This is a genomic window from Hymenobacter cellulosilyticus (assembly GCF_022919215.1).
Taxonomy (GTDB): Bacteria; Bacteroidota; Bacteroidia; order Cytophagales; family Hymenobacteraceae; genus Hymenobacter; species Hymenobacter cellulosilyticus.
On sequence record NZ_CP095046.1, the window covers coordinates 3120669 to 3147346 of the forward strand.

The 26678-nt window shown below is 59.5% G+C and carries 32 protein-coding genes, 1 tRNA gene and 1 pseudogene; 25 read left to right on the top strand and 9 right to left on the bottom strand.

The window, feature by feature from the left end; genetic code table 11:
• Positions 1 to 162: 162 nt before the first annotated feature.
• The 3 genes from MUN79_RS15395 (at position 163) to MUN79_RS15405 (ending at position 2831) form a co-directional block, all read left to right on the top strand.
• A complete protein-coding gene (locus MUN79_RS15395) occupies positions 163 to 327 on the top strand; it encodes a hypothetical protein (RefSeq protein ID WP_244673573.1) in 165 nt (54 codons plus the stop codon).
• Positions 328 to 1512, top strand: coding sequence for an ABC transporter permease (locus tag MUN79_RS15400; RefSeq protein ID WP_244673574.1), 1185 nt, complete (start codon positions 328 to 330; stop codon positions 1510 to 1512). It begins immediately after the preceding gene.
• 65 nt (positions 1513 to 1577) lie between these two features.
• A complete protein-coding gene (locus MUN79_RS15405) occupies positions 1578 to 2831 on the top strand; it encodes a PP2C family protein-serine/threonine phosphatase (protein ID WP_244673575.1) in 1254 nt (417 codons plus the stop codon).
• A gap of 203 nt (positions 2832 to 3034) precedes the next feature.
• Here the strand turns inward: MUN79_RS15405 and MUN79_RS15410 are convergent, their stop codons facing one another.
• From MUN79_RS15410 to MUN79_RS15430, 5 genes are all read right to left on the bottom strand, one after another.
• Positions 3035 to 3583, bottom strand: a complete 549-nt coding sequence (locus MUN79_RS15410; protein WP_244673576.1) for an O-antigen ligase family protein — start codon at positions 3581 to 3583, stop codon at positions 3035 to 3037.
• Complete coding sequence (locus MUN79_RS15415) at positions 3520 to 4248, bottom strand: hypothetical protein (protein WP_244673577.1); 729 nt, start codon at positions 4246 to 4248, stop codon at positions 3520 to 3522. The genes MUN79_RS15410 and MUN79_RS15415 overlap by 64 nt, the downstream gene beginning before the upstream one ends.
• Before the next feature lie 2 nt (positions 4249 to 4250).
• Positions 4251 to 4499: a hypothetical protein gene (locus MUN79_RS15420; protein ID WP_244673578.1), complete on the bottom strand. Its 249-nt coding sequence runs from the start codon at positions 4497 to 4499 to the stop codon at positions 4251 to 4253.
• 12 nt (positions 4500 to 4511) lie between these two features.
• Complete coding sequence (locus MUN79_RS15425; protein WP_244673579.1) at positions 4512 to 5213, bottom strand: GumC domain-containing protein; 702 nt, start codon at positions 5211 to 5213, stop codon at positions 4512 to 4514.
• Between the two features lie 65 nt (positions 5214 to 5278).
• Positions 5279 to 5599: a Wzz/FepE/Etk N-terminal domain-containing protein gene (locus MUN79_RS15430; protein WP_244673580.1), complete on the bottom strand. Its 321-nt coding sequence runs from the start codon at positions 5597 to 5599 to the stop codon at positions 5279 to 5281.
• A 286-nt stretch (positions 5600 to 5885) separates the two neighbouring features.
• On the opposite strand from MUN79_RS15430, the gene MUN79_RS15435 reads away from it, so the two are divergent.
• From MUN79_RS15435 to MUN79_RS15480, 11 genes and pseudogenes are all read left to right on the top strand, one after another.
• Positions 5886 to 6836: an oligosaccharide flippase family protein gene (locus MUN79_RS15435; RefSeq protein ID WP_262923064.1), complete on the top strand. Its 951-nt coding sequence runs from the start codon at positions 5886 to 5888 to the stop codon at positions 6834 to 6836.
• Positions 6833 to 7279 (top strand): polysaccharide biosynthesis C-terminal domain-containing protein, encoded by a 447-nt coding sequence (locus tag MUN79_RS15440; protein WP_244673581.1) that lies wholly within the window; start codon positions 6833 to 6835, stop codon positions 7277 to 7279. Before MUN79_RS15435 ends, MUN79_RS15440 begins: the two co-directional genes overlap by 4 nt.
• Positions 7280 to 7346: 67 nt before the next feature.
• Positions 7347 to 8489 carry a glycosyltransferase family 4 protein gene (locus MUN79_RS15445; protein WP_244673582.1) on the top strand — a complete coding sequence of 381 codons (1143 nt, stop codon included), beginning with the start codon at positions 7347 to 7349 and terminating at the stop codon, positions 8487 to 8489.
• Between the two features lie 35 nt (positions 8490 to 8524).
• Positions 8525 to 9163: a polysaccharide deacetylase family protein gene (locus tag MUN79_RS15450; RefSeq protein WP_244673583.1), complete on the top strand. Its 639-nt coding sequence runs from the start codon at positions 8525 to 8527 to the stop codon at positions 9161 to 9163.
• A gap of 11 nt (positions 9164 to 9174) precedes the next feature.
• Positions 9175 to 9501 (top strand): annotated as a pseudogene (locus MUN79_RS30110) (glycosyltransferase); the annotation flags it as partial.
• A gap of 17 nt (positions 9502 to 9518) precedes the next feature.
• Entirely contained in the window at positions 9519 to 10274 is a 756-nt protein-coding gene (locus tag MUN79_RS15455) for a glycosyltransferase family 2 protein (RefSeq protein WP_262922870.1), read from the top strand.
• A 78-nt stretch (positions 10275 to 10352) separates the two neighbouring features.
• The gene (locus tag MUN79_RS15460; protein ID WP_244673584.1) at positions 10353 to 11120 is read left to right on the top strand and encodes a TatD family hydrolase; all 768 of its coding nucleotides are present in this window, start codon (positions 10353 to 10355) and stop codon (positions 11118 to 11120) included.
• A gap of 75 nt (positions 11121 to 11195) precedes the next feature.
• Positions 11196 to 11336: an asparaginase gene (locus MUN79_RS15465; RefSeq protein ID WP_244673585.1), complete on the top strand. Its 141-nt coding sequence runs from the start codon at positions 11196 to 11198 to the stop codon at positions 11334 to 11336.
• Positions 11333 to 12283, top strand: a complete 951-nt coding sequence (locus MUN79_RS15470) for an asparaginase (protein ID WP_244673586.1) — start codon at positions 11333 to 11335, stop codon at positions 12281 to 12283. Before MUN79_RS15465 ends, MUN79_RS15470 begins: the two co-directional genes overlap by 4 nt.
• Before the next feature lie 65 nt (positions 12284 to 12348).
• Positions 12349 to 12436 (top strand) — tRNA-Ser (locus tag MUN79_RS15475).
• Positions 12437 to 13049: 613 nt separating this feature from the next.
• A complete protein-coding gene (locus tag MUN79_RS15480; protein WP_244673587.1) occupies positions 13050 to 13325 on the top strand; it encodes a hypothetical protein in 276 nt (91 codons plus the stop codon).
• Between the two features lie 1358 nt (positions 13326 to 14683).
• Here the strand turns inward: MUN79_RS15480 and MUN79_RS31850 are convergent.
• The 4 genes from MUN79_RS31850 to MUN79_RS15490 all read right to left on the bottom strand — a co-directional run bounded on the left by MUN79_RS31850 (position 14684) and on the right by MUN79_RS15490 (position 17074).
• On the bottom strand, positions 14684 to 14839 hold the full coding sequence (locus tag MUN79_RS31850; protein WP_511177042.1) for a T9SS type A sorting domain-containing protein: 156 nt from the start codon (positions 14837 to 14839) through the stop codon (positions 14684 to 14686).
• Positions 14840 to 14847: 8 nt separating this feature from the next.
• On the bottom strand, positions 14848 to 16368 hold the full coding sequence (locus tag MUN79_RS15485) for an SBBP repeat-containing protein (protein WP_244673588.1): 1521 nt from the start codon (positions 16366 to 16368) through the stop codon (positions 14848 to 14850).
• A 21-nt stretch (positions 16369 to 16389) separates the two neighbouring features.
• Complete coding sequence (locus MUN79_RS32370) at positions 16390 to 16557, bottom strand: methyltransferase family protein (protein ID WP_511177043.1); 168 nt, start codon at positions 16555 to 16557, stop codon at positions 16390 to 16392.
• A 280-nt stretch (positions 16558 to 16837) separates the two neighbouring features.
• Positions 16838 to 17074, bottom strand: coding sequence for a hypothetical protein (locus tag MUN79_RS15490; RefSeq protein ID WP_244673589.1), 237 nt, complete (start codon positions 17072 to 17074; stop codon positions 16838 to 16840).
• A gap of 260 nt (positions 17075 to 17334) precedes the next feature.
• On the opposite strand from MUN79_RS15490, the gene MUN79_RS15495 reads away from it, so the two are divergent.
• The 11 genes from MUN79_RS15495 to MUN79_RS30115 all read left to right on the top strand — a co-directional run bounded on the left by MUN79_RS15495 (position 17335) and on the right by MUN79_RS30115 (position 26559).
• A complete protein-coding gene (locus tag MUN79_RS15495; RefSeq protein ID WP_244673590.1) occupies positions 17335 to 17586 on the top strand; it encodes a hypothetical protein in 252 nt (83 codons plus the stop codon).
• Positions 17587 to 18181: 595 nt separating this feature from the next.
• Positions 18182 to 18694, top strand: coding sequence for a carboxypeptidase-like regulatory domain-containing protein (locus MUN79_RS15500; protein ID WP_244673591.1), 513 nt, complete (start codon positions 18182 to 18184; stop codon positions 18692 to 18694).
• 14 nt (positions 18695 to 18708) lie between these two features.
• The gene (locus tag MUN79_RS15505) at positions 18709 to 19242 is read left to right on the top strand and encodes a TonB-dependent receptor plug domain-containing protein (protein WP_244673592.1); all 534 of its coding nucleotides are present in this window, start codon (positions 18709 to 18711) and stop codon (positions 19240 to 19242) included.
• Between the two features lie 29 nt (positions 19243 to 19271).
• The gene (locus tag MUN79_RS15510) at positions 19272 to 21287 is read left to right on the top strand and encodes a SusC/RagA family TonB-linked outer membrane protein (RefSeq protein WP_244678343.1); all 2016 of its coding nucleotides are present in this window, start codon (positions 19272 to 19274) and stop codon (positions 21285 to 21287) included.
• 89 nt (positions 21288 to 21376) lie between these two features.
• Positions 21377 to 22933 (top strand): RagB/SusD family nutrient uptake outer membrane protein, encoded by a 1557-nt coding sequence (locus MUN79_RS15515; RefSeq protein WP_244673593.1) that lies wholly within the window; start codon positions 21377 to 21379, stop codon positions 22931 to 22933.
• A gap of 66 nt (positions 22934 to 22999) precedes the next feature.
• Positions 23000 to 23188 (top strand): hypothetical protein, encoded by a 189-nt coding sequence (locus MUN79_RS15520; RefSeq protein WP_244673594.1) that lies wholly within the window; start codon positions 23000 to 23002, stop codon positions 23186 to 23188.
• The gene (locus MUN79_RS15525) at positions 23137 to 23808 is read left to right on the top strand and encodes a PI-PLC domain-containing protein (protein ID WP_244673595.1); all 672 of its coding nucleotides are present in this window, start codon (positions 23137 to 23139) and stop codon (positions 23806 to 23808) included. Before MUN79_RS15520 ends, MUN79_RS15525 begins: the two co-directional genes overlap by 52 nt.
• A complete protein-coding gene (locus tag MUN79_RS15530) occupies positions 23798 to 24634 on the top strand; it encodes a metallophosphoesterase N-terminal domain-containing protein (protein ID WP_244673596.1) in 837 nt (278 codons plus the stop codon). The genes MUN79_RS15525 and MUN79_RS15530 overlap by 11 nt, the downstream gene beginning before the upstream one ends.
• A complete protein-coding gene (locus tag MUN79_RS15535; RefSeq protein ID WP_244673597.1) occupies positions 24610 to 25332 on the top strand; it encodes a calcineurin-like phosphoesterase C-terminal domain-containing protein in 723 nt (240 codons plus the stop codon). The genes MUN79_RS15530 and MUN79_RS15535 overlap by 25 nt, the downstream gene beginning before the upstream one ends.
• Positions 25333 to 25651: 319 nt before the next feature.
• Entirely contained in the window at positions 25652 to 26212 is a 561-nt protein-coding gene (locus MUN79_RS15540) for an alkaline phosphatase (protein WP_262923065.1), read from the top strand.
• Entirely contained in the window at positions 26149 to 26559 is a 411-nt protein-coding gene (locus MUN79_RS30115; protein WP_262922871.1) for an alkaline phosphatase, read from the top strand. Before MUN79_RS15540 ends, MUN79_RS30115 begins: the two co-directional genes overlap by 64 nt.
• Positions 26560 to 26678: the final 119 nt, after the last annotated feature.

Genomic DNA, 26678 nt, shown 5'->3' on the forward strand with positions numbered 1-26678 from the left:
AAAACCACCCCGTATTTCCCTTTCCCGTCGCCCGGAGCTACATTTGCTTACTTCACCTGCCCGAGCCCCCGTGACCGACCCTGAATACGACATCATCGACGAGCTGTACTTCGTCACCCCTTTCCGGACCCTGAGCGAGAAAACCCAGTTGCCCGCCCCGAGTTGGAGCGCCACCTGCGCGGCCTGCTGGAGCAGGACTACATCAAGTGCTTCTACCCCGACCCGGACACTGAGCTGGCCTACGAAGTCACCTCCTTCGGGGCCCTGGTGCGCGACTGTTACTTCCTGGCGACCAAGCCTGGCCTGCTGGCCCACAACACCCGCTAGGTGGCCACGCCTACCGCGCCTTTTGCGCCCACTACCGCGCCGCCGGCCCGCCCGCCCAGCTACTACGTGCGGCAGCGGCTGCTCCAGAACCGGCCCGCCATGCTGGGTCTGGGCTTTATCGTGCTCTGTACCCTGGTGGCCTTGCTGGGCTACTGGGTATTGCCCGACAACTCGCCCGACGCCAACAACGGCCTGGTGCAGCTGCAAAAAGAGCCCCCGGGCTTCACGGCTACCATTTTGCGTCTGCCTCTAGCGGAGGCCGCCAACACGCCCGACAACATCGGGCGCACCTGGTGGCAGGGCCGCGACGTGCGCTTCCGGGAGTCGCCCATCGGCGGCTACCGGATCCAGGGCGACTCGGTGCTGATCCAACCCTACCAGAACCACAGTTCCCTGGCCGACGCGCCCCAGCGCTACTCTCTGGCCCAGGTGGCTGGCCAGGCCGGCTCAGCCCAGGAGCTGCGCCGCATCGTGGAGCAGGAGCGCATTATCCGGCGCACTTACTGGCTGGGCACCGACAAGGCTGGCCGCGACGAGCTGAGCCGCCTGCTGCTGGGTACCCGCATTTCGCTGGGCATTGGCCTGGTGGCGGTGCTCATTTCCCTGGCTTTGGGCATGCTCATCGGGGCGGTGGGCGGCTACGTGGGCGGCTGGGTCGATAGTCTGCTCATGGGCGTGATGACGGTGGTGTGGAGCATTCCAGGCATCATGCTGGTCATTGCCATTTCCCTGGCCCTCGACAGCAAGGGCGTCTGGACTTCCTTCGTGGCCGTGGGCCTGACCATGTGGGTGGATGTAGCCCGGGTGGTACGGGGCCAGATGCTGAGCTTGCGGGAGAAGACATTTGTGGAGGCCGGGCGGGTGTTGGGCCTGCCCCAGGGCCGGCTCATCGCCCGCCACCTGCTGCCCAACATGACTGGACCTCTTATTGTAATTGCAACCAGTAACTTTGCGGCAGCAATATTGCTGGAAGCCGGCCTGAGCTTTCTGGGCCTGGGCGTGCAGCCGCCAGCTCCCTCCTGGGGCCTGATGGTCAATGAAGGCTTCCAGCTGCTCGGTACCCAGGCCGGCTTGTGGCTGACGCTGCTGCCGGGCCTGGCCATCAGCTTGCTGGTGCTGAGCTTCAACCTGCTGGGCAACGGCCTGCGAGATGCCTACGACCCCAAAACTCCCATTGGTGCCTAGTGCCTGAGGCTCAGATTCGGATCTGGTAACGCCCGGGCCCTAAGCTCCAATTAACGAACAATCAAATGCCTGATACGAGCCACGTTCACCCCGATGTCCTGAGTCTGCGCAAGGTGCTGCTGCTGAAAAAGCAGGAGCTCAGTGCGCTGCTGGAAATCACCCAGGCCATCAACCAGGATACGAGCGAGGAAACGCTCTACAAAATATTCCAGTTTACCCTGCTCGGGCAATTGAATATCCGGCGTATCGTGCTCTACGTGAAGGAAGAAGGCCGCTGGCAGTGCACCGTGTCGTTTGGCTTTCAGCTGGCTGATTTCCGCAAGATCGAGCTGCCCAACGAAATCATTGACAGCTGCGTGGCGGGCGCCTGCTCTATCTCGTCGCTGAAGCTGGACGCCGAGTGGCAGAAGCTCGAAACCGTGATTCCCGTAACCCAGCAGGACGCGGTGCTGGCCTACGTGATGATTGGCAACGTGCAGGAAGACTACACCGACGAGGAGGCCATCAAGTTTCTGGAAACCCTGAGCAACATCCTAATCGGGGCCATCGAAAACCGCCGCCTCAACCGCCAGCGGATTTCGGCTGCGGCCATGCGCAAGGAAATCGAAATTGCCCAGGAAGTGCAGAACCTGCTGTTTCCCAGCAAGCTGCCCAACGATGCCCAGGTGGCCGTGCACGCCAGCTACGTGCCCCACACCGCCATCGGCGGCGACTACTACGACGTGGTCAGCATCGACAAGGACCGGTTTCTGTTCTGCGTGGCCGACGTATCGGGTAAGGGCGTACCGGCCTCCCTGCTGATGTCGAACTTCCAGGCCGGCCTGCGCACCCTGCTGCGGCAGAACGTGGACCTGGCCACCATCGTGCACGAGCTCAATCACCTGCTGTTTCGCAATTCGGGCGGGGAGAAGTTCATTACCGTGTTCTTCGGCATCTACAACCGTGCTACCCGCCACCTGCAGTACGTCAACGCGGGCCACAACGACCCGATTCTGCTGCCCGATGTCGGGCCGGTTCAGTACCTGAAGACGGGCACCGTAATGCTGGGCATCATGGAAAAGCTACCCATGCTTACGGTGGGCGAAACCGAGATTCCGCCGCATTCCCTGCTGCTCAGCTACACCGACGGCCTCACCGAGGTATTCGACGAAAGCGGAGCCGAGTACGGCGAAGAAGGCCTGATCAAGCTTATTCAGCGCAACCGCTACCTGCCCCTCACGGCCCTGCACAAGGAGATGCTGCGCGAAATCGAAGAGTTCAGCACCACCAAAAGCCACTTCGCCGACGACGTCACCATCCTCAGCTGCCGGTTTAAGTAGTGAGATGGTGAAATGGTGTCATTGCGAGGACGAAGGACGAAGCAATCCGTCCTCTGCTAGTGACAAATGCCCCTTTAGCAGAAAGCCCTGACGTTAGCATAACGTCAGGGCTTTTCACTTCAGAACAGAACACTCAGCACATTTGAGAGGACGGATTGCTTCGCTCTGCTCGCAATGACATAAGTCTTGGTACATCAGCACATTCACTCATTGACCGCCACCGCTTCCTCGGCAATCCAGCCTTCGGCGCGCATAAGCAGGGCCATGGCAATGTAGAAGAAGGAGCCTACTTTGTCGACCTCCACCAACTCATTGAGCAGCAGGTGGAAGATGATGACCACCAACGACAGGCCGGCGGCCAGCACCACGCGCCGGTTCTGGGCCGAGTGGCTGCGGTGGTAAAGGTTTTCGACCATGACCAGGGCCGTACCGAAGAGGATGACAAACAGCAGGAAGCCCGGAAAGCCCTGTTCGGCCAGCTGCAGCAGAAAGTAGTTGTGGGTGGTCGACTTCTCCGGGTTGTCGCTCACGTAGGTACGGAAGCTCTTGACCGTGAAGCGCTTGTACTCGGGGTAAAAGGTGCTGGGGCCGCTGCCGGTAATGGGCTTCTCGCTGATCATGCGGGCCGCTGCCACCCAGCGGTACACCCGCTCCATGCCCGAAACGTCCTCCAGCTTGTAGGTTGCCTCTAGGTGCTTCTCGAAGTTGTGGCCGTTGAAGACCGTCTTCTCAAAGTCCGGGGCGTACAGCATGTAGTTGTTCTGGTGCATGAAATATACGGCCCCAAACGTGGCGGCAATAGCCCCGGCCCCAGAATCAGGCGGGTCAGCCGCAGGCGCAGGGCCAGGTAGAACAACCCGGCAATGGGCAAAGAAATGATGGAGGCCCGGGTGTAGGAAAACAGCACCCCGAACACGAGCACCACCAGGGCAATGCGCCACAGCAGCCGCTTGAGGCCCTGGCTGTCTTTGGCCGCATAAAAGGCGTAGGGCACCAGCAGGGCCTGCACTACGGCGTAGATAACGTGGTTGATGTAGAAGGGCTGAATGGCCCAGTTGATGGAGTCGAAGCTCAGGCCCTTGGTGGAGTGGCGCAGCGTGGTGTAGACCACCGTAATGGTAGCACCCACCACGTAAAATGCGGCCAGCCGCCACACGTCGGCGGGGCGCTGCACGATAGAGGCCGTCACGAACACGAAGGGCACGATGTACCAGGTCTTGGCCAGCAGGTACTTCACCGACTTCATGGTGTCCACCGAAAACAGCATCGACACCGTGGACCAAAGCAGGGCCAGGCCCATGATGATTACCAGCGGGTGAGTCCAGATGCGGGCCGATAGGCGGGTGTGGCCCAGCAGCACGCTCACCCCGAAGCAGCCCAGCAAAACCAGCATGAGCGGTTCGGAAGGCACGTCCATGCTCAGGCCCCGGGCAGCGGAATTTCCCGCGAAAAGGCCAGCGTGAGCAGCAGCAGGTAGTACACCCAGCGCCAGTCCACGAGCAGTACTGCTACGCCCACCCCGGCAAAGGGCAGGGCCAGCCACAGCGGCGTCTGGCTTAGCAAGGCCGCTGCCCCACTAAGCAGCAGCACCAGAATAAAGCCGATGAAGAGGCGTTGGGCCGGATCTTGGGGACGCAGGCGCGCCAGAAGGGAAGCAGCAGCGGCCATTAGCAGAAACGGTTAATACTGCGGCTCCGTACCGGGGCGGCCCACGCTCAGGTTGCCGCGGTAGAGCTCAAGCAGGGTAATGAAAATAATGGACAGCGCCAGGGTCACGACCACCGACGAAACCACAATCATCCAGCGCACGGGCTTGGTTTTCTTGGTAGCGGGGAATGCCTTCTGCACCACGTAAATCGACGAAATCTTGCCGCTGATAGCCAGCTTGGCGGTTTCGTAAGCGTTGCGGGCCCCAATCAGGCGGCTCTGGATGTCGGAGAAGCGGGCGTATACGGTAGCCATCCGGTCGGTACCTTTCACGTAGTTTTCCAGGTTCAGGTAGTTGCCACCATCGGCCTGGGTGAGGCCCCGCAAGGCTTTGCGGTAGCCGGCCGCCTTGCTGCTGTTGCCTTCCCCTTCGGCCTGGCGCAGCTTGGTTTCGGTTTCAATGATGGCCCGGCCCAGGTAGCGTGACTCGTTTTCCATGCCATAGATGCCGTAACGGCGGCGACCGGCCAACAGCGAGTCGTGGGCGGCAATGTATTCGCGCTCCAGAAACTCCTTGCGGCCCTTGTAGAGGTCAATAATTTTGCCGCGGTTTTCGAAGGTCAGCTGCTGGTTAATCGAGTCAATGGCCTGCACAATGGCATTAGTCACCTTGGCGGCCAGCACCTTGTCGCGGTCCAGGAAATTTACCTCAATAGCGTCTCGGTCGTTGTGCACGATGGTAAAGTTGCTATTGAACTCATCCAGAGCCGACTGATCGGCCAGATCGTCGCCGGCGGCCCCTACTTTGTAGTGCTCGTGTAGCTTGAATTTCTTGATAATGAGCTCGGCCAGGGTCTGCGACTCGCCAATGGTGATGACGCGGTCCAGGTCTTCGGCCCGGCCCCGAGCTCCAGCTTACCGCCGTCCGACACAATCCGGTCGGGGTCGGTGGTGTTGGGGTTGGTCGGGTAGAACACCGCCGTGGACTTGTAGATATTCGGCAGCGAGATGCTGACCACGATGCTGATAATAAGCGCCAGCGCCACGGCGGCAGCTACTAAAAACTTCCACCGGTTGATAACGGGCCACAAGCCCAGTAACGAATAAGAGCGGGATGACATGCAAAAGGTAAAAGGACGATTGACGCGGTAACCGCCGGTTTTCGGCAGACTGCATTGCGGCAAAGCTACTCCAAATTCTGCGTATTGAGTAGGCCCGGCCGCAGTTGAGCCAACGAAAACTAGCCCAGCGCTATTGCCCATTCGGCGGGCGGGGCCTTGGGCCGGTCGAATCCGCAAAACCCCGGCGCTGGATGCTCCTGACCGGGCTGCATGGTTGCGGGCTACGGTTTTTACTTAATTTTGGCCTTCATCTAGGCCCGTCGGTATCAAAAAGTTTTTCGGAAATATCAGTTTCGTTGTCCTGCTGAACCTGCTGGTCAAGCCCGGCTGGGTAGTTGTTGAAAACTTGGTGCAGGACCGGCTGGGTCACGCCGCTTTCGGCACGTTCACGGCCCTGTTCAACTGGACGCTGATTGTGGCCTCGGTATCAGATTTGGGTACTACCCAGCTCACTACCAAGCGGGTAGCAGCCGCCCCGGAGTTTCTGACCGAGTATTTTCCCACCCTGCTGCCCCTGAAAGGCTGGCTGTCGGTGCTGTTTCTGCTGCTGATGGTGGGCAGCGGCTGGCTGCTGGGCTACCACGGCCACACGCTCACGCTGCTGGCCCTTACGGGCGCCTCGTTATTAGTAACGCAGTACACGCAGTTTTTGCGCGGCACCCTGCAGGCCCACCAGCGCTTTAATACCGATGCGGTACTCTCGGTGCTGGAAAAAGCCCTGCTGCTGGTTTTCGTGCTGGCTCTGATTCCGGTGGGCATCTCGCTGGACCGCTACGTGGGCGCCCGGGCCGTGGCGGTGCTTTTCACGTTTGTGGTGCTCTACGGCCTGGTTACCCGCCTCTACGGGAAGGTGCGCTTTAAGCTCAAGTGGGACCATGCCCGTAGTTTGCTGCGGGCCAGCCTGCCCTTGGCCCTGATTACGCTGGTGTACGGCCTCAACGAGCGGGTCGATATGCTGATGCTGGAGCGCCTGGCGTCCCCGGCCGAGGCGGGCTACTACGCGGCGGCCTACCGCTGGGTTGATGCCATTATGATGTACCTCTGGACGGTGCTGCCCCTGTTTTTTGCCAAGTTTGCCTACGCCACCGGCAAGCCCAAGGAACAGCAGGAGTTGCTGTGGTTTGGGCAGCGCGTGGTCACGGTGCCGCTGCTGTTTGTGTGCGCCTTCGTGCTGTTTCGCGGGGAGGTGCTGTTCTGGCAGTTTACCCACAGTACGGCCCCGAGCTGGGGCAGATGACGCTCAGTCTTAAAATACTGTTTGTCAACGTGTTGGTGCACGCCTTCTTTGCCATTTATAGCACGTTGCTTACCAGCACCAACCACGAAAAGCCGGTGAGCTGGCTTGTGGCCGGCAGCATTGGGCTCAACGTGCTGCTGAACGTATTTCTGCTGCCGCGCTACGGGGCCGCCGCCGCTGCCCTGAACACCTTGCTGTGTGTCGTGTTCGTCTCGGGCGGCTACCTGTGGCTGGTAAGCCGGCGGGCGGGCGTAGCTATTCCCTGGGGCACCATCGGCCGGCTGCTGCTGGCGTTTGGGCTGCTCTGCGCCGTGTTCTGGGGCTTGCAGCAGCTGCTGAACCAGTGGCTGCTGGAAGCGGTAGGAGCGGGGCTGGCCTTCGTGGCTATTCTGTTTGCTACGGGCGTGGTGCGCGTGGCCGAGCTCAAAGCCCTGCGCCGCTAAAGCCCGGTCTGGCCGGGTATCTTTGGCAAAAAACGGGCATCTTAGCGCCTCTGAACCTTCCTTCTCGTTGAATATTGCCGTTAACGTCCGCTTCCTGCTGCCCGGCGACAAGCTCGAAGGCATAGGCCGTTTCACCTTCGAAACGCTTAGTCGCCTGGTGCGGCAGCACCCCGAGCATACCTTCCATTTCCTCTTCGATAGGGCTTACGACGCGCGCTACCTGTTTGCCGACAACGTGGTGCCCCACGTGCTACTGCCCCCGGCCCGTCACCCGTTTTTGTTCGTGGCCTGGTTTGAGGGCGCCGTGGCAGCCTGGCTGCGCAAGCACCGGCCGGCCGTGTTTCTGAGCCCCGACGGCTTCACCACGCTGCGCACCCGAGTGCCCCGCCTGACGGTGATTCACGATCTGGCCTTCGAGCATTTTCCCCAGGATGTGGACTGGCTGCAGCGCAAGTACTACCACTATTTCATCCCGAAATTCGTGCGGGCCTCGGCGCGCATCGTGGCCGTGTCGGAGGCTACCCGCCAGGATCTGGTCCAAACCTACGGCACCAGCGCCGACAAAATCCGGGTGGTGTACAATGCCGCCGACGCCCACTTCCGGCCCCTGCCGGCCGAGGAGCAGCAGGACGTCCGGGACCGGTTCAGCGCCGGCAAGCCCTACTTTCTGTTTGTGGGCGCCCTGCAGCCGCGCAAAAACCTGGTCAATCTGCTCCGCGCCTTCGACGAGTTCAAAACCCGAACCGGCTCGGCGGCCAAGCTGCTCATTGTGGGCCGCACGGCCTGGAAAGCCGGGCCCATGTTCGACGTGTACCAGCAGATGAAGCACCGCGGGGCCGTGCACCTCACTGGCCGCGTGACGGATGTAGAGCTGGTGCAGCTTTATGCAGCGGCCCTGGCCACGGTGTACGTGCCATATTTCGAGGGCTTCGGGATTCCCATCATTGAAGCCCAGGCTTGCGCCTCGCCCGTGCTGACCTCCAACTGCAGCTCGATGCCCGAAGTGGCCGGCGACGCCGCCTTGCTTATTGACCCGTTCTCGGTGCCTTCCATTGCCGAGGGCCTGACCCGCCTGGATGCCGATGCCGGCCTGCGCGCCGAGCTGGTGCAGAAGGGCCTGGCCAACGTGCACCGTTTTTCCTGGGTGCGCAGCGCAGAGCAATTATGGCAAAATATTGTTGAGGTAGCCGCCGGTTCTCTGCACCGGTAGCGGCCGGCTCAACTCCACCTTTCCACCCTTACAGCATGCATCTTCACCGTCTGCCCGAAGTAATGCACCGCTGGCTGCCCAACACCATCTGGCGCGGCCCGCACGCCGAGCCGGAGCATCCCACACTCTACCTGACCTTCGACGACGGTCCCATTCCGGAGGAAACGCCCTGGGTGCTGGAGCAGCTGGCCCAGTTCAACGCCAAAGCCCTGTTTTTCTGCGTGGGCGACAACCTGCAGCGTCACCCGGATATTGCCCTGGCCGCCCTGGCCGCCGGGCACCGACTCGGCAACCATACCTTCCACCACCTCAGCGGCTGGAGTACGCCGGCGGCCACATATTACGACGACATTGCCCGCTGCCAACACGCCCTCGACGCGGTGCAGCCCGCCGATGTAGTTCAGTATTTTCGCCCGCCCTACGGCCGTATTACGCCCGCCCTGAACCGCCACCTGGAGCCCCGGTACCGCATCGTTATGTGGGACTTGCTCACCTGCGACTACGACAAAAACTACGCCTCCGAAAAGTGCCTGCGCGACGCCCTGCGCCTGACGCGGCCGGGCTCGGTGGTAGTATTTCACGACAGTATCAAGGCCAGCCGCAACCTGCGCTACGTGCTGCCGCGCTACCTAGCCCACTTTGCCGAGCAGGGCTACCGCTTCGAGCTGCTTTAGGCTTCGTTTCAATGGTTTTTCTCACGGCTTACTTTGCGCTCTGGTTTCTAGTTCTGGCCGCTTCGGCGCTGCTGTTCTGGGTGCGGCCCCGGCCGGCTCCGGCTCCGCTGCCCCAGCCCTGGCCCCGGGTCAGTATCCTCATTGCGGCCCGCAACGAGGAAGCTGCTATTGGCCGCTGCCTGCGCGCTATTCGCAGCCTGAGCTACCCGGCGGAGCTTGTGGAAGTGCTGCTCGGCGACGATGCCTCCACCGACCAGACCCGGGCCGTAGCCGAAGCCGCCATGCAGGGCTACGGCGGCCAGTTCCGTTGCACTACCATCACCGAGCCGCTGGGCCTGGCCCGGGCAAGGCCAACGTGCTGGCCCACCTGGCCCGGGCTGCCACCTCCAAGTTTTTCTTTATCACCGACGCCGATATTGCCGTGCCTACCGGCTGGATTCAGGGTTTGCTGCCGTTTGCCACGCCTGAAGTCGGCACAGTCACGGGCCTGACCGTGGTGCAGGGCCCGCGCCTGTTCGACCGGCTCCAGGGCCTCGACTGGCTGCAGTCCTTGGGCCTGGTGCAAGTGGTGTCCGACTTCGGGCGGCCCGTCACGGCCATGGGCAATAACATGCTGGTGACGCGGGCCGCCTATGAGGCCACCGGGGGCTACGAGCAGTTGCCATTTTCCGTGACGGAAGACTACGCCTTGTTTCAAGCGGTGCTAAAGCAGGGATTCACGTTTCGCAACGTGTTCCGGCCCGAAGTGCTGGCCGTTTCGTTGCCCATCAGCACGCCCGGGCGGCTGCTGCACCAGCGGCGGCGCTGGATGCGGGGCGTAGAAGCCCTGCCGTGGTGGCTACAGGGCGGGCTGCTGTTCTACGCCGGCTTTTACCCGTTGCTGCTGGTGCTGGCCTGGGTGGCCGGACCGGTTGCGGCCCTGGGTGTGCTGGGAGCCAAAGTACTGCTGCAAGGACTGCTAGCGGCTGCCTGCTACCACCGCGCCGGCTTGCGCATGCCCTGGCACCTGCTGCCCGCCTTCGAGGTCTATACCCTTGCCCTAACCGTAAGCCTGAGCGTATTTCGCCTGTTGCCGCTGTCCTTCGATTGGAAAGGGCGGGTGTATAAGTAAGAATAATAGCTCCGAAAGTCCTGGGCAATCCAACGTCGTCCTGGGACCAACAACTGACAACCAGCAACTAACAACTACATGCAGCTCACCGATTCGCACGCCCATATTTACTCCGAGCAGTTCAAAACCGACCGCGACGAGGCCCTGCACCGTGCCTACGAGGCCGGCGTCACGACCATCGTCATGCCCAACATCGACCACACCAGCATCGACGGCATGCTCGAAACCGAAGTCCGCTTCCCGCAGCAGTGCTTCTCGATGATGGGCCTGCATCCGTGCTCGGTAGGTAAAGACTTCGAGCGGGAACTGTACTTGGTGGAGGAATGGCTGGACAAGCGCCCGTTTGCGGCCGTAGGGGAGTGTGGCATTGATTTGTACTGGGACAAAACCACCCTGGCTCAGCAGCAGGAGGCCTTGCGCGTGCAGGTAGCCCTGGCCAAAAAGCACAGTTTGCCTCTGGTGCTTCACACCCGCGACGCCTTTCAGGAAACGGCCGACATTATCGAAGCTGCCCAGGACGGGACGCTTACGGGCGTGTTTCACTGCTTCTCGGGCACCCCGGAAGAGGCCGCACGGGTGCTCCGCCTGGGCTTTAAGCTCGGCATCGGTGGCGTAGCTACCTTCAAGAACGGCGGAGCCGACAAGTTCCTGCCAGACATTGCCCTGGAACACCTGCTGCTCGAAACCGACTGCCCCTACCTGGCCCCGGTGCCCCACCGCGGCAAGCGCAATGAGCCCTCTTACCTGCCCCTGATTGCCCGCCGCGTGGCCGAGCTTCTGCGTAAAGACCCCGAGGAAATTGCCGAAGCTACCACCCGCAATGCCCGAGAGCTTTTCAAGCTGTAATCAAATCGTCCGTCCTTGCTTTGTGCTGCTCACGGGACGGATAAGCAGTGCCTTTAACCCCTTCACCACTCACCCATGACCCTGCCCATCACGCTTCCGCTTGTTGACATTACGCCCGTCGGCCACGGCACCCGGCCCGCCACGTCCGTGCTGGTTATTTACACCGGCGGCACGGTGGGCATGGAGTATAATAAGCGGGGGAACTGGTGCCGATGAAGTTTGAGCAGATTCGCAAGAAGATGCCTGAGCTCCGGCAGCTCAACATGCACCTCTCGGTACTTAGTCTGCCCCAGCCCATTGACTCTTCCAACGTAACGACTGCCGACTGGCTGGGGCTGGCCGCCATTATCCAGGACAACTACGCGCAGTACGACGGCTTCGTAGTCTTGCACGGCACCGATACCATGGCTTACTCGGCAGCGGCCCAGAGCTATTTGCTGGAAAACCTGGGCAAAACCGTGGTATTTACCGGCTCCCAGGTGCCCGTGGGCCGCATCCGCACCGATGCCCGCCGCAACCTGATTACGGCCCTCGATATTGCCGTAGCCCGGCATCCCACGGCCGGCACCGTGCGCGTGCCCGAAGTCTGCGTGTTCTTCAACGACCTGCTGATTCGGGGCAACCGGGCCAAAAAGGTGGAAAGCGAGCAGTTCAACGCCTTCCGCAGCGAAAACTACCCGCCCCTGGCCCGGGCTGGTATCGAGGTCGAGTTCGACGACAAGCAGGTGCGCCAACTGCCCTCGGCACCCCTGCGTGTGCACCAGCACCTCGACGAGCGGGTCGGGATTCTGAAGCTGTTTCCGGGCATTACCGAGCGGGTGGTGCGTGCCATGCTGGAGGTGGATGACCTGCGCGGCTGCGTGCTCGAAACCTATGGCTCGGGCAATGCACCCACGGCTCCCTGGTTTTTACGGTGCCTCGGCGACGCCCACGAGCGGGGCGTACAAATTCTGAACGTAAGCCAGTGCGAGGAGGGCCGCGTGATTCAAGGGCAGTACGAAACCAGCTCCCAACTAACTGAGCTGGGCGTCATTGGCGGCGAGGATATCACGTCCGAGGCGGCCATTACCAAGCTCATGTTTGTGCTCGGCCTGGGCCACGGCCCCCGCGAAACGGCCCATTTATTGGCCCAGAACCTGCGCGGTGAAATATCTTTAGGCTAACTCCCGAGTCTCAGGGCTTGTGTATCCGGAAAAAGGACCGTTACTTTGCACCCGATTACTGACCCAGAGAGGTGTCCGAGTGGTCGAAGGAGCACGCCTGGAAAGTGTGTATGGCTCAAAAGGTCATCGTGGGTTCGAATCCCATCCTCTCTGCATAAAACCCTGTTTGCAAGTTGCAGACGGGGTTTTTGCTTTTCAAGGGTACACGTAGGGGTACACACCTAAACATGGGTATAGCACCGTATGTACTAATCGGCTCAATTTTGAGCCAATAGATTATCTTTGCCTTGCCCGTTGGTAAGTAGTTGCCAGCTCCTATCCGTGGGCAAGGCCGTTGCGTCGAAAGATGTGGCGGCCTTTCTTTTTGTAAATAATAGGCCGCAAAACCGGCAAAAGGGGAGGGGCTTAGCTAGGATGATTATGTACCCTAAATTCCAGGCTCCTTACCAGAGCATTGATATCGTTGATATCTTCAATGGGTATTAGCCACAGCTGCAGAACTTATATTGCCGGGCCCTGATGAAATGCCCCGGGCTCCGGCCGGGCCTTGACTTTTGGGGTTGAATTATGCACGTGTGTACGTTCAGCTCTGATCTGCGGTGTAGCTGGCAACCGGCAAGAAAAAATTGCACCCCCTACCGGGTAACGCACCGTGCGAGCCCGTAACGCCCGTAATTTACGGTCGATACGGTGTGATGAACGGCTAGTAACCTAAACGACCGTTTAACTTTACATCAATAATTCTCTTTCAATCCCACCTGTTGCCATGGCTCTCGATGTTTACTGGAAAAACTATCAGACCGCCAGCAAGCTCGGCAGTATAGAAATTGATACTCCCTTAGAAAACTTGCTCTATGATTTTGGCCAACAGGTTGGGTTCCCTGTGGACCCGTACGGGAGCACCCGACTCTATCCCACCCAATGGGAACGGCTTATTGTCATGGCAGACAGTAGCGGATTTCCTACCCAGCAACTGCGACACATCCAAGCGGCTATTCCCGCCGATCAGCCACAGGGTATTTTAATCCTGGAGGGTGATTAGCTTGTTTACCTTTCGGACCCTTTTAGTGAACTAGCAGTATGACTCTTTTGCTCACCTTGTCTGGGGTTATCCTGCTTCAGTCGTCCCACGAACAAGCGTGGACCTGGCTCATTCATATCTTGGTCTGGACGCCGCAAATTATCTGGGGCTTGGGTGCTATTAAGCTCTTTTTGAGCATATCACGCGACGTGCGGCAAGGGCAATCCAGCTGGTGGGTCCTATTGATACCCTACGCTATGGTAATGGTTCCAATTGGTTTACAAATGAAAGTATTCGGTATTCCGCCCTTTCCAAACACATTCAGTTCCTTTGGGCCAGGCTACTCCATGTTTTGGAATGAGACGAGCCCAAGCTTCTGTACGCTCGGGGTCTTAGTGGTATTACACGCCATCGCCTTACTACAGGCTGCAGAAAGCAAACCTTGAAAGGGAAGGCCGTAACAGCGATAAATAGTCACCTTTACGTTTTAACGCTCCTTTTCCTGAACTGCTGCCCATACACGTCTACTGGCAAGGCAAAGTGGCCCTACGGATCGGTTTGAGTTCAAAAAACTAGTTCACCTTTCAAAGTTCAGGAAACTCAAAATGGAGATGAGTTTCTTGAACTGCTTTTAAGCTGCTTTTGGAGTGGAAACAAGGGTACCCAAAACTGTGGACGCCCTTTACCCCCTTTTCCCTGAATTTTGCCCGCGTGAAAAAAAGAGTAGGGCTATCGGTTACAATTGAGCCACCTAATAAGAACTACACTACCCTCCCTACGGCTAGGGAGGTCTTTTACTGAAGTTCCAGTAAATAGCGGCCGGCGGTTGGCGGTAGGCTTTCCGGGCCGGGTAAACGTGAGGTGGTATTCCTATTTCATTCCTGTAGATTCTACAGGTTTACCATATCGGCCGGTAGCTTGCCCAAAATTGGTCTTTGATTATCAGGGCTTTTGCCGGCGGAGTAAGGAAAGTGGTGTTGACATCTAGACTGCTTTTATAAAAGTCACAGGGTGCTTCAGATCAATTGGAATAGAAACGGGTCTAGCTCCGTAAATTTTACGGAGTTAGTCCGTCGGGGCGAACAGCCTTTTTAGGTTCTAAGACCTGACTGATAAAACCCGGCAAATCCGTTTTCATGGTAAGGCGCGTGCATTTCGGTAGTGGCTGGCAGCAAGTTTCCCTTAGATGCAAAGCAAGCGCTACCGGTACCGACTGGCCTAAAAACCACCAAGGGTATACCGTTCAGATATACCCTTGGTGGTTGAGTAAGCGACAGGTGGCCGGGATTAAGCAATACTTATCGCCACTTCTGACGAAAAGTACTGTCATAAAACAATCGACCAGACATAGTACTGATACGGTGCAGTGAAGGCCTGTATTATTGAACGACAAGCTTACCAGTAAAGATCTGTCCTTGTGCATCAGTGCTGCGTAGCGAATACAAGCCGGGTGCTATGCCCCGCACCGATACTTGTGCGGCAGGTGTAACTACTGTCTCATGCATCAGGCGACCCATTGTATCAATGATCTGCACGCGGGTGCCTACAGGCAGGCCGATAGCTGCACCCAATCAGTAGCTGGGTTTGGGTACATGCTTAATGCTGAAGGGCGGGGCGTTTGGGTTGCCAGTACTGAGGTGTTTAAGTGTGCCAAAAAGGTGTTCTCTGTTGTACCCGCACTGAGCGAAAGCGGACCAAAGGTGCTGTTTCCGCCAACATTGCCGAGAACAGATAGGTCGTATTGCGAGGTGAAGGCTAGAAATTGAGCATAGTCAAAAGCAAAGCCTGTGCTGCCCGCCTGTTTTACCCATTTGATCTGTCCCTGAGGAGTATAGGCAGCTACCACTATGTCATGGAAGCCAGAGCCGAAGGCGGTGAGAGACAAAGAACCAAAAGCTGTTGTTAATTGAAATGAACCCGAAACGTAAGGAGATCCGGAGGCATCAAGCTTTACATCATTCCAGTGCTCATCTCCGTCCCCTACACTCCGCTGAATCCACTGCATTACCCCTTGAGATGAGATCTTGGTCAAGTAGGTGTCATAGCTGTTGATATAGCCGCTGGTAGTTAAGATGGATGACCCAAATGCGGTAGTGCCGTAGAAATCACCTACCACAAAGAGGTTACCAGCTGCATCAGCTACGCCAGCATCAATGCGGTTATCTCCTCCTTTAAAATGTTGTACCCATTCAAGCGTGCCCTGTGCGTCATATTTAGCGGCTATGCCATTCAATTTGGAGTCTGGGTTTGGGTGGGTAACGGTTGTCGAGCTTCCAAATGTGGCATTACTCAAAATACTAGTTAAGATGTATGTGCTTCCCGTAGGTAGTACTATCAATTTCGGCCCATTGAATACAGCGCGAGTGGCATCAGAATGGAATACTGTTTTTAAAGACTGCAGGCTGCCTGTAGCCGCTGCAAACCGACTCAAATAACCGGTTCTGGTAGTACGGAGGCTGTTGGAAGATGTAATGGTTGTGGAGCCGATGGTAAGTGCGCGCTCATATAAACCAGTCAGGTACAGATTGCCCGCCGCATCAAAGCCCATGCTAGTGCCTGTGGAAAAGGCAATGGTATTACTCTGCTGTACCCATTCTGCAATGCCTTGAGGCGAGTAGCGAATTAGAAACATTGTCCCCTCTGTACCCGCTGGGCCTGTAAACGTCAAGTTATTGCCTAGTGCCAAAGTGCCGGTAGCACTGCCCGTAACGTAAACGTTTCCGACTTTATCAACAGCTACACTATGCACGTGATCATGGTCGGTGGAACCCAACTGGTGCAGCCAAAGCAACGTGCCGGATGGGGAGAGCTTAGCTACGTATCCGTCGAACCCTCCTGCAGTGGTGAGCTGTCTGCCTGCGATAGTGACGGGACGCGAAAAATAACCGGTTAAATAGTAGTTACCAGCACCATCTATGGTAAAACCGGATATGCTATGTTGCCCACCTAATGAGATGACACTTTGCCACACAGGCGCGGTCTGGGCCACGGCGCTAAGGCCAGTTAAGAAGCTGAGTAGCACCACGACGGCATAACGCACGGCGCAGAGAGTAGAAATACGCATGAGTGAATGGAATTGAAGAAGTTATGAAGCATAAGCGCCTTCCGGCGTCTTGCGCACTAAAGATAGAGCAGCCAGGGTTGCCAGAAGAGGTTCCAATCTGTCGGCTTTCACTCGTTTGAAGCGGGTAGCTAATTGAATCGCTGTTAGCGGTTGGCCGGCTTGCTGTACGGCATCCCGTACGGCCTGCATCTGTTGGGCCAGCTCCGTAGGCCACGGCTGGGGGCCGGTGGCTTCTGTAGCAACTGCAGTGGCGGCCGTGGCTTCTGCAGGCAAGGCCAGCGCGGCCTGCTGTTGCTCCGGGGCTTGGTAGGAGGGGCGCAGGTACCGAACGTGCCCCGCCCACAGGCTAAGCAGAATAAAAACTTAAGATGAAGGGGATTGACTCGCTTCTAAAACCAGAGCAGCCGTCCTAATACACCGTCGCGAGCTCGGGCAGCAAGCGGTTAATCACGCCGTAATTGAGACCAGTCTAGTATTCGGAGCGGCCGATGTCGATGGACGCGGCTTCGTCGGCTGCGATAGTTCGGTAGTTCTCGCTGACGAGGAAGTCCTCCACGTCATTCATACTAGCTAAGGAAAGCACCGAAATGGCATCGATCAGCTCGCCTTCGGGGTCGGGCTGTTGCCAGGAGCCGATGTGGTGCAACTGGGCGTACGGGCAGCTAAGGCCAGAGAACGTATACCGCAGGGGGAACTGCGTTGCCACTACGAGTACGCACGGTTCAGTAAGAGAATCAGGTGCTCTGTTGCAAGTTGGCTAGCCATGTAGACCGTTGCTGGTTCTTGCTACATGAGCCAGCCACTGGATAAGGCAACTGACGGCATAGAGACATACCACTATCTCTATGCTCATTTTCGCATCATCCAGGCTCCTTATATAGTCCTGGATCTGCTCTGGCAGTTTTTTTCAGTGGCCTCCTTCGGTGGGCTGCGGTTTTATCAGTTTCCCTGCATATTCCTTGCCTTATGCCTCTTTACGAGTGCGTCTTCAGCACCCTATCCATCGACGAACAGCTGCAGGCCCTTTGGGCAGAGGGCACCTACTTAGCAGCACGCTGGGTCGAGCAAGACCGGATCTACCTCTACCATATGGGTGCCTTCTTCGCCGAGGTGTACTGTGACTTCGACCAGAAGAAACTGAGCACCCGCGCCTTTACGAGTCCACAGAACCTGGAGGCCTACGTCGCTTATATCGGGCTCGAGGATTTGAAGCATTAACAAACTCATTTACGATCGAGAGCAAGCCAATTCAAACCGTCCTAGGAGTCCTGCACCAAAGCATAACAGCCGGGTCAACTACTGAACATACTAACAGCAGACCTTTGCTTGCGGAACGAAAGCCTGCGGAAGGTGAGCCGCTGGGCGTTCCGCTACCCAACCCTGGTGCTGCAACGCCAGGGTTGTTGCGTTTACTCCTTCCTTATGGCTGGTAATGGCGGCTAACGCGGCCTTGTTGGCCCCCACACCTACAGAGTAGGGGCATGGCACATTCCGCTACTACAAGCAGGAGGTCTGCGGCTAGAGCAACAGCTGCATACGCGGTGCAGGGGCTGAAGCGCATCGTGTAATAATTACATAATTTATAGAAAACACTGGCTCAACACGTAGTGTATTCCTTTGTGCTGCGCCAAAGTACTTTTTCTCGGAAACCATCAGCAGCCCTTTTGCCTGGGTCATAAGGCCCTGATACGCCTACGGATTTTCTGAGAAGAGTACGCTATTCCCACCCACTGTCTTCCTGTATTCCGCACTAATCTGTCCTGCCCAAGGCCTGGTCTGGGCCTTGCCATGCCGCTAGAATCCGGTTGGGAAGTTGCCTTTTTCTGCTCACTCTACTCTCTATGCCTGCCCCCGTATTGAAAACTCATTACACCCACGCAGCAGTACTGGCCGTAACCTTATCCGCGCTGAGCGCGGAGGCCCTGGCCCAACCAGCCGAAGCTTTGACCCCAACGGGGTAGCCCAGCTAGCCGGCGCCGCCGAGCAGGTTATAAGCGGCCGCGTAGCCGACAAGAATGGCCAACCCCTGCCGGGAGTAACTGTGCTGGTAAAAGGCACTTCTACCGGCACGGCCACGGATAACGAAGGCCGCTTCCAACTGACCCTGGCCGACCCGGCGCAGGCAGTGCTGGTAATATCTTTTATTGGCTACCAGACGCAGGAACTGCGAGTAGCCGATCAGACCAGCTTTGAGCTAACGCTCCTGGAGTCGGCTACTGGCCTGGAGGAAGTGGTCGTCATTGGCTACGGTACCGCTAAGCGCGAAAATATTACGACGGCGGTGGCCTCCCTGCCCAACCCGAGAAAATTGCCAATCGGCCCCTAACCACCGTGCAGGATATGCTGCAGGGTAATCTGGCCGGGGTAACGGTGGTGCAGAACGGGGGCGACCCATCGGCTTCGGCCCGGGTCATTATCCGCGGGGCCGGCACGCTCAACAGCGAAGCCCCCCTGTACGTGGTCGACGGCATGCCTTATTATGGCGGACCGCTCAACCCCAACGACATTGCCAGCATTACGGTGCTCAAGGATGCCGCCTCAGCCGCCATCTACGGGGCTCAGGCTTCCTCGGGTGTCATCGTGGTGACCACGAAAAGCGGCAAGAATGGGGCTCCCCGCGTAACCATCGACACCTACCATGGCTGGCAAACCGCCTACCGCACGCCCCAGGCTTTGAACGCAGCCGAGCAGGCCGCCGCTTACAACCAAGCCGCCGACAACGCCGGCGTGGGCCGTCCGGCTGCCCATGACCCGGTGCAAAACCCCTGGGGCCAGGTAACGCGTACCAACTGGATAAACGAGATATTCCGTACGGGCAGCATATACAACCTGAATGCCACCGTGAGCGGGGCAACGACCGGGGCCGGTTCCTGACCTCCTTTGGCTACCATGATCGGGAAGGGCTGCTCATCAGTACCAACCTCAAGCGCTACTCTCTGCGCCTGAAGTCGGACTACGGCCTGGGCGACAAGGTGAGCATTGGGCAGAACGTGTACGTGAACCAGACCAAAGCCCGGGGCACGAACACCAGCAACGCCTACTCCGGCAGCATCCTCAACGCCATCTTCATGCCCGCTGCCGCCGCGGCCCGCTACGCCGACGGCTCCTACGGCGGCGTAACCCCGCTGGCGCCCGCGCCCGAGTTCAAGTACGCCGGGGCCTACGGCGACGTATATAACCCGGTGGCCTTGCTGGAGCGGCCCACGATCAACAACCCCGTATTCAACCTAAACGGCATCGGGTACGTGGAGTACCGCCCACTCACCGACCTGAAGCTGCGCAGCAGCTTCAGCCTGGATGTGCTGCGGGAGTCCAATAAGCGCTTTGACCCGCGCATACCCGAGCCCGGCCGCAGCAACACGATGAACTACCTGACCCAGAGCGAGTCGCGGCGCGACAAGTGGATCTGGGACAATCAGGCTAGCTACCAGAAAGCCCTGGGCAAGCACCTTTTCGATTTGACAGCCGTGTACTCGGCCCAGCGCACCAACTACGAATACTACTGGCTCAAGGGCCAGAACTTCGACCGCGAAGACCGCTGGTATCAGTATATCGGCAACGCCAAGGAAGTGGTGGAGCGGCCCACCAGCGACGTGTATGAGGAAGCCCTGACCTCTGCCATTGGCCGCCTGACCTACAGCTTCGACGACCGGTACTTTCTGACCGGTAGTTTGCGCCGCGACCAGTCCTCGCGCCTGCTGAAATATAATTCCGACTACTTCCCGGCTGTGTCGGGGGCCTGGAAAATCTCCTCCGAGCCCTTCTTCCGACTACCCGCCGTGCAGACGCTGAAGCTGCGGGCCTCCTGGGGACAAATCGGCAACATCCAGTCGGTGAACTACTACGCCTACAACGTGCCGCTGGTGACCAGCCAGGCCTACCTGGGCAGCACCCCGGGCTACAGCAACGGCTATTTCGTCAACAAGCAGTCGAACCCCGACCTGCAGTGGGAACGGTCCGAAACCTATGATGCCGGTTTGGACGTGGGCCTGCTGGATAACCGCCTGACGCTGACGGCCGACTACTTCCAGAAGTTTACCCGCGGGCTGATTCTGCCTATCGCGCCGAATCCGAGCAGCGGGGTAGCCGAAGGTCCCACGGCCAACGTGGGCACCGTACTCAACAAGGGCTTCGAGCTGAGCGTGGGCTACGCCGGCCAGGCCGGCCCCGTAGCGTTCCAGGTGAATGGCAACGTGGCCACGCTGAAAAACCGCGTGGAAGACCTCAACGGCTACGGCAGCGACTTTATCCAGCACACCGACAACGTGCGCACCCAGATGTACCCCTTCCGCTCGGCCGTCGGCCAGCCCTTGTACGCCTACTACCTCGTGCCAACCGACGGCCTGTTTCGCTCCGAGCAGGAGGTTAGCGCCTACACCAACGGCGAGGGCAAGCTGATTCAGCCCAGCGCCAAACCCGGCGACCTGAAGTTCCGGGACTCCAACAATGACGGCCGCATCGACGACAAGGACCGTGTTTTCATGGGCAACGCTATGCCTAAGCAAACCTACGGGCTTACCCTCGGCGGGCAGTGGAAAGGCTTTGACCTGAGTGTATTCTGGCAAGGGGTGAGCGGGGTCAAGCTCTTTAACGGCTACAAGTTCGCTACTTACAACGCCGGCCTGCAGGGCTACAACCTCGACCGCCACGTGCTCGACGCCTGGACGCCCCAGAACCCCGACGCCAGCATCCCGCGCCTTTCGCTCAACGACGCCAACAAGAACTTCAGCCTGCCCTCCGACTGGTACCTGGAGAACGGCTCCTACCTGCGCCTGAAAAATTTGACCGTGGGCTACACCCTGCCCGCAGCCTGGAGCAGCCGCGTGCGGACCGGCGCCAGCCTGCGCCTCTACGGCACGGTGGAGAACCTGGTCACCTTCACCAAGTACTCGGGCATGGACCCCGAAATCGGGGCGTAGGCCTGGATTTGGGTACCTACCCGGTGGCCCGCACCTTCACGGTCGGCCTGAACCTGGGCATTTAAGTAACTGACGGACCCTCTTTTCTTATGAAATACCCCGCGCTTCTTTTCACGGCCCTGCTTTTGGGCGCTGCCACCAGCTGCCAGGACGACTTCACCGACCTCACGCCCCAGGGCACCATCACCTACGCCAACTTCTGGAAAACCGACGCCGATGCCCTGGCCGCTGCCAATGCCCTGTACGGCTACATGAACAACGACGACATGTTCGGGCGGGGCTTCTTCTGGCTGATCAACGCCTCCGACGACATGGTGACGGGGCGGGTACGGGCCACGGCGGCCAACGTGCGCAACTTCACGGCCACCGGCGACGAGGGCGACACCAACAAGATGTACGGCTACTCGTACCGGGTTATCCGCCGGGCCAACGAGGTGCTGAAGAACGTGCCGGCCATGAGCATCGACGAGAAGCTCAAAAACCGGGTGCTGGGCGAGGCCTACTTTATGCGGGCCTTCTCCTACTTCCACATTGCCACCCGCTACGGCGACCAGCGCGCCGGTGTGCCCCTGGTAACCGTGGAAAACATGGACCAAAACACGTTTCCCCGCCCCGCAAGCGTAGTGGCCAACTACGAGCTCATGGAGCAGGACCTGAAAAAGGCCGCCGAGCTGCTTCCCCTGGTTACGGCCTACTCGGGCGCCGACCTGGGGCATGCCCACAAGGATGCGGCCCTAGCATATTTGGCTAAAACCTACGTGTTCTGGGCCCAGTACGACAAAAGCAAGTGGGTTCTGGCCGAGCAGGCCGCCGAGGCCGTGACGCAATCCGGTTCGGGGCGGGCCCTGCTCAACACCGGCAAGCCCAAGGAGGACTTCCACTCGGTGTTTACGATTCAAAACAACTGGTCGAAGGAGTACATCTGGTCGGTGGTGTCGGGCAAGCAGGACGGGAGCATTCTGCCCGGCGTGCTGCTGGAAAACAAGGGCTGGGGCAAGTACAACGGCTGGGGCTACTTCCAGCCTACGCTGGACCTGTACGAGTCGTTCGAAGCTGGTGACCCGCGCCGGGAAGCCACCATCCTTTCCTTCGGCGACGAGTTCACCTACCTGGGGCAGAAGCAGAAATACTCCTCCACCAACTCGCTGACCGGCTTTCAGTTCAGCAAGTACATGGAGCCCTACACCTACCCGGCCACCGAGCACCTGAACGCCAACGGCGACAAGCCCACCACCGACCTGAATGTGCCGCTGATGCGCTACGCCGAGGTGCTGCTGCTGCAGGCGGAGGCTCAGATCATGCAGGGCAAGAGCGGCGACCAGGCCCTGAACGCCGTGCGCCGCCGGGCCGGTTTGCCGCTGCTGACGGGCGCTACCCTGGCCGACCTGAAGCGGGAGCGGCGCTCGGAGCTGGCCGGCGAGTTTGCCGACCGCCACGCCGACCTCGTGCGCTGGGGCGATGCCCAGGCCGCCTACGCCAAACCCCAGCGCGGGCGCGAGTATGCCGACAAGGCCAACCCGGCCTCGACTTACAAGGTGGTAGAAGTATGGCCGGCCCGCACCTTCAACCCCGCCGTGCACCACGTGTGGCCCATCCCGCCCATCGACCTGAACAATTCGAAAATCGCCCAAAACCAGGGCTGGTAATTTCCCGCGCCCGCCTTTTCCCGTACGACTCGTTGGTCGGAGGGAAGGGGGGCCTTACTGTTTTTCATGCGCAATTCGCTTCGCTACGCGGCCGTAGTTCTGCTGCTGGCTACTACTGCCCAGGCCCAAACGCCCCGCTTCCAACCGGCTCCCCCCTGGAACAAGGACACTCCCACAACGACTACTGGCGCCCTCATCCGCTGGTGGATGCCCTGCAACTGGGCTTTAAAAGCGTGGAGGCCGACATTTTTCTGATTGATTCAACCCTGCAAGTGGGACACGAGCGAACCGCCCTAAACCCGACCCGTACCCTGCAAAGCCTCTACCTGGACCCGCTGCAACAGCAGTTGCGCAATGGCGGCCAACTCTACACCCGGCCCGCGGAGCTGTGGCTGTTCGTGGATTTCAAAACGGCCGGCCCGGCTACCTACGCCCAGCTGCGGCGCGTGCTCAGCCGGTACCGCGACTTGCTCGTCACGCCCCGGCAGGCCCGGCCTGGCGGGGTGCGCGTTATCCTGACCGGCAGTTACACCCGGCCCGAGGTGCTGGCTGATGCCGACCGGCTGGTATTTCTGGATGGGCTGCTCTCCGACTTGCAGCCGCAATTGGCCACCACCATTCCTGCTGTCAATGGGGACTGGCGGCAGAGTTTTCGCTGGGATGGAACCGGCAAGATGCCGGCCGCGGAGTCGGCCCGCCTACAGAAGCTGAGCGCGCAGGCGGTCAAGTATGGGCAGAAAGTGCGGTTCTGGAACCTGCCAGCCGCCACCGCGGCCCAGCGGCGGGCCGTCTGGCAGGAACTGTTGCTGTATCCAGGGCTGCTGGTCGGGGCCGATGAGCTGGGCGAGCTGAAGCAAGTAATTGATGGGAAATAGCTTCGTGCGCTACGCCTGGCCATGGCTGTTTGGGCTGCTGGCTGCTCAGGCTCCCGCGCAAAGCCAGCATTTCACGCCGCGCACCGTGGCTGGCACCGTCTTCGTCGACCAGAATGGCAACGGCCGGCGCGAGGCCGCCGAAGCCGGGGTAGCCGGCGTGCTGGTGTCCAATGGCGTTGAGATAGTGCCGACTGACACCCAGGGCAGATACCGCCTGAGCACCCGGCCCGGCCGGCTGGTTTTTGTAGTGAAGCCCCGCGGCTATGCCCCCGTCCGGCCCGAAGGCTGGTATTATCAGCCGACTACGGCTAGCCGCCAAACGGCGGATTTTGCACTCCGCCTGGCTGTGGAGAAAAACGCCCACCAGGTGGTGCTGCTCGGCGACATTCAGGCCGGCAGCCAGGACGACCTCTACCACTTCAACCATCTGGTAACCGAGGAGCTCTACGACGACCCTTACGCCTTTGCCCTCACCCTGGGCGACATCACCTTTGATGAGCTGGGCGTATACCCCAAAACCAAGGCCAGCCTGGCAGCCCTGGGCAAGCCGGTGTACGCCGTGTTCGGCAACCACGACCAGAACTACGAAGTCCGGGAGGCTGCCTACGCCGACTCTACTTACCAGCGCTACTTCGGCCCTTCATATTATGCCCTGCAATACGGGCGCACCCACTTCATCGTGCTCAATGATGTGGCCTGCCTGGGGCAGAAGAAGTACGAAGGCCGGGTATCGAGCGAGCAGCTAACCTTCCTGACCAACTACCTGCAACACTCCGACCCCAGCAGCTGCACGTGCTGGCCATGCACATTCCCCTGGCCGAAGTAGTAAATAAAGCCGACCTGCTGGGCGTGCTGGCCCAGCACCCGAACGTGGCCTTTATTTCGGCCCACGAGCACCGCAACCGGCGGGAGTTCCACGCCCAGGCGCATGGGGCAACCTGGCAGGAAGTGGTGGTCGGCGCTACCTGCGGGAGTTGGTGGCAGGGGGAGCACGACATCTTCGGCATCCCCTCGGCCCTGATGAACTGCGGCGCGCCCAAGGGCTACTGGAAGCTGCAGGTGGGCGAGCAGGGTGACTATCTGCTGGCCTACAAGGCCTCCCAGTACCCGGCCACCTTCCAGCTGAGCGTCTGGACCCCGGAAGACTCGGAGTGGGACCCGGCCCAGAATTTGCCCGCCGACTCGACCCGAAATGTGGCCCTGATCAACGTGTTTGCCGGCTCGAGCAAAACCCGCGTCGAGTTTCGCCTCAGCGACGGGGCCTGGCAGCCCGCTTACCCCGTAGCGGTTCCTGACCCGTACGTAGCCCGAATTTACCAGCTCCAGCAGCGCCGGATTTACCCCACGGCCAAAGCCTCCGCCTTGGCGGGGCAGGCCGAACCCAGTCCCCACCTGTGGCGCGCCCGCCTGCCCGACAGCCTACCGGTGGGCACCCACAAAATTGAAGTGCGCGCCACCGACCCCTATGGCCTCCAGGCCCGGGCCTACCGCGTGCTAACCGTCAACCCTCCTTCCCGGCCCTAAGTATGCTCTCCTCCTGTTCGTTTGCCTGGTTGCTGCTCGGAGGCTTAAGCCTGGTATCCTGCGCCCGTCCCCACCAGGCCACTGCCCCCTCGCGCAGCGTTGTAATCGAGGCCCTCAAGCAGCAGCCCGATGCCGCGGCCGCGCCGGAAATTCCCCTCGAAAAGCGCGAGTACGGGCCGGGCAAGACGTACGAGGTGCCGGTGCTTGCACCATACGCCGGGCCGCGCAAGCCCCTGAAAAACATTATTCTGCTGATTGGGGACGGAATGGGGCCGGCCCAGGTCACGGGTGGGCTGATAGCCAACCGGGGCAGCTGTATCTGCAGCAGGCCCAGGTCACGGGCCTTTCCATCACGGCCAACCAGTACGGCAAGATTACCGACTCGGCGGCCAGCGCCACGGCCATGGCCACCGGGCACAAAACCTACAACGGCGCCATCGGCATGGACTCCCTGGGGCATTCGTTTCGCTCCATTATGTGGGACGCGCGCGCCCAGGGCAAATCCACGGGCCTGGTGGTAGCCTGTGAGCTGCCCGATGCCACACCCGCCTGCTTTGCCGTGAACCACCCCAACCGCCAGGACCTGGAGGTTATTGCTCGCAAGTTTCTGGATGCACCTATTGACTTCATGTACGGGGGTGGGCTGAAGTTCTTTACCCAGCGTAAGGATCAGGTAGATTTGCTAGCCCAGTGGCGGGCCAAAGGCTACCAGGTAGCCACTACCCCCCAGCAGGCCCGCGCCCTGACCAGCCCCGGGCCGTGGCCCTGCTGGCCGACAATGGCCCGGCCCGGATGCCCGCCCGAACGGCAGCCTACATGGAGCTGGGTTTCGACAAAGCCCTGGAGCTGCTGGGTAAAAACGAGAAGGGCTTTTTTCTGATGGTAGAAGGCTCGCAGATTGACGATGCCGGCCACTTCAACGATACTTCCTACAATGTGCAGGAGGTCCTGGATTTCGATCAGCAGGTGGGCAAGGCCTTCCGCTTTGCGGCCCAGAACGGGGAGACTCTGGTAATCGTCACGGCCGACCACGAAACCGGCGGCTACAGTGTGACGGGAGGAAGCAGCCAGACCGGCAAGCTCACGGGCCGCTTCACCACGACGCACCACTCGGCCGTGGTGGTGCCCGTGTTTGCCTATGGCAATGGCAGCGAGCTGTTCACCGGCCTGTATGAGAATACGGAAATCTACCACCGCATCAAGCGGGCTATGACCAAAGCTAATTAAAAGTCAATAAATTGATTAACAGTAAATTATGTAATAAATAATTAACCATTGCTTAACTGCTGGCAGGCCAAAAAGGAAGAGTTTTGGGCTCATCTCTCACAACCCAAACCCTCTTTCTA